This window comes from Gulosibacter sp. 10 (assembly GCF_900163695.1).
Lineage (GTDB): Bacteria > Actinomycetota > Actinomycetes > Actinomycetales > Microbacteriaceae > Gulosibacter.
Window position 1 is genome coordinate 86,995 of sequence record NZ_FUIC01000037.1, and the last position, 7,015, is coordinate 94,009.

Below are 7,015 nucleotides of genomic sequence, written 5' to 3' on the forward strand. Positions count from 1 at the left end.
CCTCCTGTCTCCACGTTTTACCGAACCTTGGGGCGAAGATCCACAACCCAGGCTAGGACCGCTTCGTTACCCTTCGTCCACGAGACATAGGAGCGCAACTACATGCATGAGCGCAACTACAGCGTTGACCGTGCTGTATTGATTCACGGAAACGCCATGAGCCGATGCGTGCCTGGTGAAGCGCGTTGGGATGCCATCGAGATCATCAGGAAGGTATGTGGCATACGCGCCCCATATTCCCTGCGTGGCGAGGACAGCTTTGACGTTGACCTCGTCGACTGCGCGGATACTAGGCACCGGAGCGCCCTGGCCACCAGGCCTGAGCTTCCGGCTCGTCACGCCCTGAACGCTTCGTAACATGAACCGCCGAACCAACGTCTCCAACGCATTCGCCGCCAGAGCCTGCCCCGACGACCAATAGCCCGCGAGCATCGAGTCTGCGGCCTCCTTCGCGAATGGACGCCATTCCGCGGTCTCGCTCGATTCTAGCCGCTCAAGTTCGCTGAGACATGCACTCACAAGCTCGTTGGCGTTGACCTCCAGTAGCTTACGTCGCTCATCCGCCGATGAGGCGCGCAGCAACGTCTCAAGGATGGCCGCCGGTGGAACCCAGGCGAGAGGCAGCCCTTCGTCAAGAAGAACAGCCTCGACCAACTCCGTCTCCGGAAACTCAACTTGCGAGTTGTTCCAGTTGGGAGGAAGCGCTCGTTGGAAGGTTTCGTCAGCCGCTTCGGCCAACGCGCGCCAGCGCTCAAACCGGCGACGTTCCTCTTCACGCCAGCTATCGAGAACAGCGCGTGATGTTTCGTTGAGCTCGTGTTTCCGTTGCTCCAGCGCTTTCAAGGTCATGCGCGGCAGCCAGGCGTTCCGATCCTCCAGATCAAGTTGGGCAAGATCACTTGCCAACAGTTCGGTGGTCGCTTTCTCCGCGCGTCGCCTCAGATCCTCGAAGATGCTCGAGCCCATTTCACCGCCGGATGAGGCTTCCGTCTCGGACATCGCAATCAGCCGTTCCAACGGTACTGGCTCGGTGACAGGAAGGTGCTGATGTCCGAGCTTGGCATGTGCGGCCCAAGGAGTCGCTTTGCCAATTCCTCTTCGCTCACGCGCTCCGTATCGGGTGCGGAGTGGTTCTCATCTATCCACTCGCATCGCCAGCAACGTCCGGCGAGCACGAGATATGAGGAGCAAACAGGGCATCGTATCGGCTCGCCGCGGGTGAACCGCAACATGGCGGCGGTGTACATCGCCACAAGGTGGCTTGTCGCAACGACGGCGATCTCGCCGTCTTCCCGTTGCGCACAAGCCGCATGCGTGAGCCAGTTGACGTACTGTCAGGTCTCCTTTGCCAACGACTTGAGATACAAACGCAGGCGCGCATTCGACGGACCCGAGGCGATCTTTCCGGCCGTCAGTTGAAGCCATTCGGGGTTCGAAGCTTGAGGTGCTTGGCTCTCCTCAGGCACCAGACTCTCGTGCGCGCTGGCCTTCATGAAGGCGATGATCGTCTCGCGCAGCTGCATGCCGACTGCTTGAAAATCCTCGGCCTCGATCGCATCACGCATCTTGGTCTCGGCGTCTGCCCATTTACGCCACACGTCAGGGAACATGCTTTCGCCTTCAGCGGCGAGAGGAGCCTCCTGCCTTGAGAGGATCCTCGCTGTGAGTCCGACGTGGAAGGTAAGCACCACATCAGCGCTCTTGAAGTCATCCTGCGTGTACATATTGCTTGACGGCGTGACCACCCACCATCGGCCGGCCGTTGTGACGCAGTCCCACACCTCGTACGTTGTGCCCACAACGCTCTCGGACTTGACCTGTTCAACGTGCTGAACAGTGATGCCTTCTTCGTCCGCGCCCTGATTGAGCTGCCAGGCCAAGTATCTGGCCACTTCATCGTGGGCTTCGCGTGGTCTCCCTATCTGGCAAAGATACCGGGCGACGTCAAGGTCTACAGGATCTATCGTCTTCACCAGGCAAGCACCATGCTAGGCGTCGGGCCACCCCCATTTGGCGGGAAGCATGGGGTCGATGTCACTTTCGAGGAGTACGCTCACGTTCGCGAGAGAATCCGCACTGAGGAACGGCTCGTCGGGAAGGTGACCTGCGTCAATCCCATATATACCGTGTGCCACGACGAGCGTGTCATGTGCACGGATGAGTCCCCGTCGGACGGCAATCAAGACATCCTCAGTTTCGCTGAGTTCCTTGATATAGTATCGACGCCATACGCCATACTGCTCGCCAATAGCCGAGTGCTCGGGGTCCAGAAAGAGCTGACCAGCATCGCTCGACGTCCACTTCTCAAGCAGTATCCTGCTGTGAATATCGCCGCGCACGTTGGCACCTATTGAAAGCTTGTGCCGCCGCCCACGGTACAGCCCGATCTCAACTCGGCTGCCATCGAAAATCGCCTTCTGATGAAGCGTGGTATTTCGAGCACGCTTGATGGCATTCAACCATCGATCGTTTTTGAACGGCTCGCTGAGCCTGTTCCAGTCGCTCACCTTCCCACTCTTCTCGACTTCCTTCTGGAGGATTTCGCGTACTGAACTGATAGTGGTAACGAGCGCATTGAGGTTGAACCGAAACTTCTGCGGGTCGTGATAGTCGTCCTCAAACCGCGCAGCGACGTGGAAGCACTCCATCAGTCGGTCCTCGGACGCAGGGAGAGGGCAAGAGAGCTCTTCATCGACAAGCTGGCACGCAACCACACCACATCGTATCGCTCTACTCTGCTGGCACGTGGACAGTGGGCTTGATGAAGTGACTCGGCTCCGGAACGCTCCTCATAAGCGCCCCCAGAGCCGGGCAGTTGCTGCGCAGTATCAGGCCTTGGTGGCCAAACTGAAGCGCTCTGGATTTGATAGAGACTCGCGCTATTTGATTTCCACCAACTGATCGGCGGTGGTTTGGCCAGCATAGAACGCGTTCTCGAACTCGGCGGGTGGGACGTCACCGAGATAACCGTGGAGGCGCTGGGTATTATGCCAGTGGACCCACCCGAGGGTAGCAAGTTCGAGGTCCTCGACTGTCTTCCACGGCCCCGATCGGGCAAGCCCGCGGACGAGTTCGGTCTTGTAGTAGCCGTTTAGGGTCTTGGCAAGGGCGTTATCATATGAGTCGCCGACGGTCCCGATTGACGGGGTCGCGCCGATCTCCGCGAGGCGTTCGCCGTAGCGTATCGACGTGAATTGAGACCCCGCGTCGCTGTGACATCGCAAATGCTCGTGTGATGGCCTCTCGACCAGCGTGCCATTTCGATCGCGTCGAGGACCATCTCGGTACGCATGTGTGACGCGCACCGCCAGCCGACGATCATCCTGCTGAACGCGTCGATGATGAAGCAGACGTACGCGACACCCGCCCAGGTCGGCACGAACGTCAAGTCGGTCACCCAGAGCCGGTTCGGCGCGGTCGCGGCGAACTCACTTTTCACGAGGTCCGGGTGCCGCGCCGAGGCCGGATCGGGTCTGGCCGTCTTCACCCGCTTCGACCGGGTCGCGCCTTCGATACCCGCCGCCCGCATGAGCCGGCCCGTCTGATCACGGCCGATCATGATCCCCGCCCGCCGGGCCGTCTTCCAGAGCTTGCGGACCCCGTAGACGCAATAGTTGGCGTTCCATAGCGTCACCAGCTCCGGCGTCAGCGCTGCGTCGCTGACCGCCCGCGCCGACGGGGCACGGTCCCTCGCTGCGTAGTACGTGCTCGGAGCTACCTGCAACAGCTTGCAGATGGGCTCGACTCCGGGGGCTCGGCCTCCGACGACGTCGTTCTTGTTCGCTTCGATGAACGTGACTACTTCCGGTGTTGGCGGTCGAGCTCCGCCCCGAAGAAAGACTCGGCTCTCTTCAGAATCTCGTTGGCCCGACGAAGCTCACGGACCTCATGGCAGGGCAACTCGTCGCGATCGCCGCGTCGTACGAGTCCGGGCACAAGTCCGACCGCGTCAGGCAGCCTTCCGGGGCCTGCTCGCGCAGTGTCCGTGGCCCGGGGGATGATTGGCCCATGACCAGCCCAACAGAACTTGAGCGACGCATCCGGTTTGGGCTGAGCACGCTCACTGAGACCAACTCACACCACGACTTCGAAACCATCAGCTTAGGACTCGCTCGCAAGCGCATCGCCACCAACCTCATGCCAGCAACCGGGCCCGTTGCGGCCGGCGGTGACCAAGGACGTGACGCGGAAAGCTACTGGACCAACCTCACCAATGAGGAGGGGCCGACGTCGCTCTTCATTGTCGGCGCCACAGACGAGAACGTCGTCCTCGCATGCACGACTCAGCAAGCTGACGTCACGACCAAGATCCGGTCCGACATACAGTCGATTTGCGGCCGCGGTGAGACCGTCAATCGCGTCGTCTACTTCACTCTGGCGCCGGTCGCCGTCGGGAAGCGCCACGAACTTCAGGAGCAAGCACGCGCTGATCACGACATCGTGCTAGATATCTGGGACGCCCTCGCGATGTCTAAAGAGCTCGCCGAACACGACCTGTACCACCTCGCCGTCGACTATCTCCACCTGCCAGCGGAGCTTGCCCCGGAACGGCCAGCATCCTCTACCCCGCGACCCGAATGGTACGAGAAGGATTTCGCCCGGTGGCTGGCCCGGACACTCCCCGCATCCAGCCTCGGAGACCTCATCGATCTGCGTGACGGACTCCGATCTGCAAGCACAGACCCGGCGCTCGTGCCTGATCTGCCCGAGTGGATCGCTTTCGCAGAAACACTTCTTGAGCATGCCGACAGTGACGAAGTAGCTATCCGCGCGCAGTTCGAGATCGCGTGGGCAACGATGCGGGGCACCAAGACGCTGCGCCCGGCAGACAGACACGTACGAGCATTCTTCTCGCTTGTCCCCGAGACACTCGATGATCCCGGAATTCTTCGCGACGCGACAATGCTGCTGGATCTCGGCTACGGAGCCATGCTCCGAGGCGTCACGGATATCTCACGCTCCGAGCTAGAGGCCTGGCACCAGACCCTTGTCAAGAGCATCGATGATCAACTCGCCGCGGACCCCTACCCGAACATGCGGGCGCTCCTACTGTCGCAGGAGGCATACCTAGCGCTGCACCAGAAGTATCCAGCTGACCTGCGTCATGAGGATGGTGAGGTGATTCCGTTCTCCGGAACCAAGGCTGCGCTTCTTGACCGAATCCGATCGGCAGACATGTCCAGCGTCGAACTGATCGACATTGACAAAGGCATGGCCGCGCTGCGCGCTCTCGTCGACATCCTCGAAGACACGCCGCTGTTCCCGGTCAAGGACACCGCGGAGATCTTCGGCCTATACACAACAAAGCTGGCGAAGCACCCCCATTACGAGCACGTGCGTGACGGTCTCGACGCGGCTATAGAACGGGTAGAGGGCGAAGGAGCGCGTGGCGACCGGGCTCTTGATCGCGCCTTCCAATTCCACGGTGAGGGACAACTCCTCGACGCGCTCCACGAAATTCACGCAGCAAAGATCAACTGGTGGCACGGCGACACCATCGAGGGTGGAATCAACATGCTGCTGCTCGCAGCGAGGATCTACTACCAACTGAACCTCCCACACGCCGCCAAGCAACACGCGCTCGCCGCCGCTGTCGCAGCCCGTGGCGCGACCGACGCTTCGCTGAACCGGTACACGGCAGACGGGCTACTCGTAGCTGCCACCTGCGACCACCACGCTGGCCAGTCTCTGACAGCCACACACACGTTTTATCTAGGTGTGCTCGCCCAGCACGCTTACCTCGAAGATCCAATGAGCCTCAGCAGTCATCCAGCGCTAATGAACATGCTGCAAGACCAGTGTCATATTCTCCGCGCTGCCCATACGGTTCGCCCAACCCTCGTGCCGCTGCTCGAGTCAATCCTCGAGCCCTCCGGGCTGATGCCAGCGATCACAGACATGCTTGACGCTGTCAGCGAACTCCCTACGTCTACGGAGAAGGAAATCGCTGAGATCACCGACAGATCCGGGATGGGCCGGCTCTTCAGCGATGTTGGTCCGGAGCGCAAGTATCACTGGAGCGCGCTCGGATTGACCTGGTCGGTTCGATGCCCGAACGCTCGCGAGGCGGTCCTGGTCACTGAACGTTTCATCGCCGCAGCTCAAGTTGTCCTTGCGGACTTCGCTCGGCACGATCCGCACTTCTTCCGCGGGAACTTGGACATCGAGATCGACGCCGACGCGATCAACGGTCAGGGCGGTGCCGACTCTATCGAACAAGCATCAGATGGAGCATGGAGGCTGCACCTCACCCCCGCTGCTGATTGCGACCTCGAAGCCATGCACCTCGAGACTGTCGGCGCCGTCATGCACTTCCTCGTCAGCCAATCCCTGCTCTCGCAACAAGACTTCTCATCCCTCATGGAGACCGTTTTCGCTAGCGGCCTTATGCACAAGTCCGCAATCGTCCGCCCCTACGACGAGCTAGCCGACTTCCTCACCGCCGAACAGATCCAAGTCATGTCCGATCGCCCCGAGCTTCCCATCGGCTGGAGCGCCCCAGTCGACCTCGTCAATCCCAGCCCCGCAACGCAATGGCCGAAGAATCTCGCTTCCACTTACGAGAAGAACAGCGAGAAGATCCTTGAGAACATCGCCTATCGCTACAAGACGCTCCCGGCGGTGATCGGCCCAACACTCGCTTCCTTGCTCGCCAACGCAGAGTTCACCCGCACCGCAAGACGCCTCCAGTCGGAAGGGTGGCTCGACTGGCACCTGCTGACCGCCATAGCAAACGTCGTCATCAACCACCGCGCGGCATCGCGAGGAATGACGTTAAGTCGGCAGATGACGGACGCTCAACGAGAAGCGTTCATCGCCCTGGCATATGCACCCGCACTCGCCACGGATCCATTGCTTTCACCGGAGAACTTCGATGAAGAAACACTCCGACTCCACCTCGCGTCAGCCGCTGCAGCTGGCATGGCAACCCTTGGCCTAACTATCCATGTGGGCCCAATACCGGCTCTTCTCGAACGAGGGTGTAGTCCGTTGAGCGCGTCGCTGTCCGTGTAGG

4 protein-coding genes and 1 pseudogene are annotated in these 7,015 nt (G+C 60.6%); 1 reads left to right on the forward strand and 4 read right to left on the reverse strand.

Going from position 1 to position 7,015, the window contains the following annotated elements:
* Nucleotides 1-66 precede the first annotated feature (66 nt).
* The 4 genes and pseudogenes from FM112_RS16950 to FM112_RS13795 all read right to left on the reverse strand — a co-directional run.
* Nucleotides 67-1,017: a hypothetical protein gene (locus FM112_RS16950; protein ID WP_140400696.1), complete on the reverse strand. Its 951-nt coding sequence runs from the start codon at nt 1,015-1,017 to the stop codon at nt 67-69.
* Nucleotides 1,018-1,334: 317 nt separating this feature from the next.
* Nucleotides 1,335-1,880, reverse strand: a complete 546-nt coding sequence (locus FM112_RS13785) for a hypothetical protein (protein ID WP_140400697.1) — start codon at nt 1,878-1,880, stop codon at nt 1,335-1,337.
* A 108-nt stretch (nt 1,881-1,988) separates the two neighbouring features.
* Nucleotides 1,989-2,648: a hypothetical protein gene (locus tag FM112_RS13790; protein WP_140400698.1), complete on the reverse strand. Its 660-nt coding sequence runs from the start codon at nt 2,646-2,648 to the stop codon at nt 1,989-1,991.
* Nucleotides 2,649-2,879: 231 nt separating this feature from the next.
* Nucleotides 2,880-3,888, reverse strand: a pseudogene (locus tag FM112_RS13795) (IS3 family transposase); the annotation flags it as partial.
* 120 nt (nt 3,889-4,008) lie between these two features.
* On the opposite strand from FM112_RS13795, the gene FM112_RS13800 reads away from it, so the two are divergent.
* Nucleotides 4,009-7,014, forward strand: a complete 3,006-nt coding sequence (locus FM112_RS13800; protein WP_087008571.1) for a hypothetical protein — start codon at nt 4,009-4,011, stop codon at nt 7,012-7,014.
* Nucleotide 7,015: the final 1 nt, after the last annotated feature.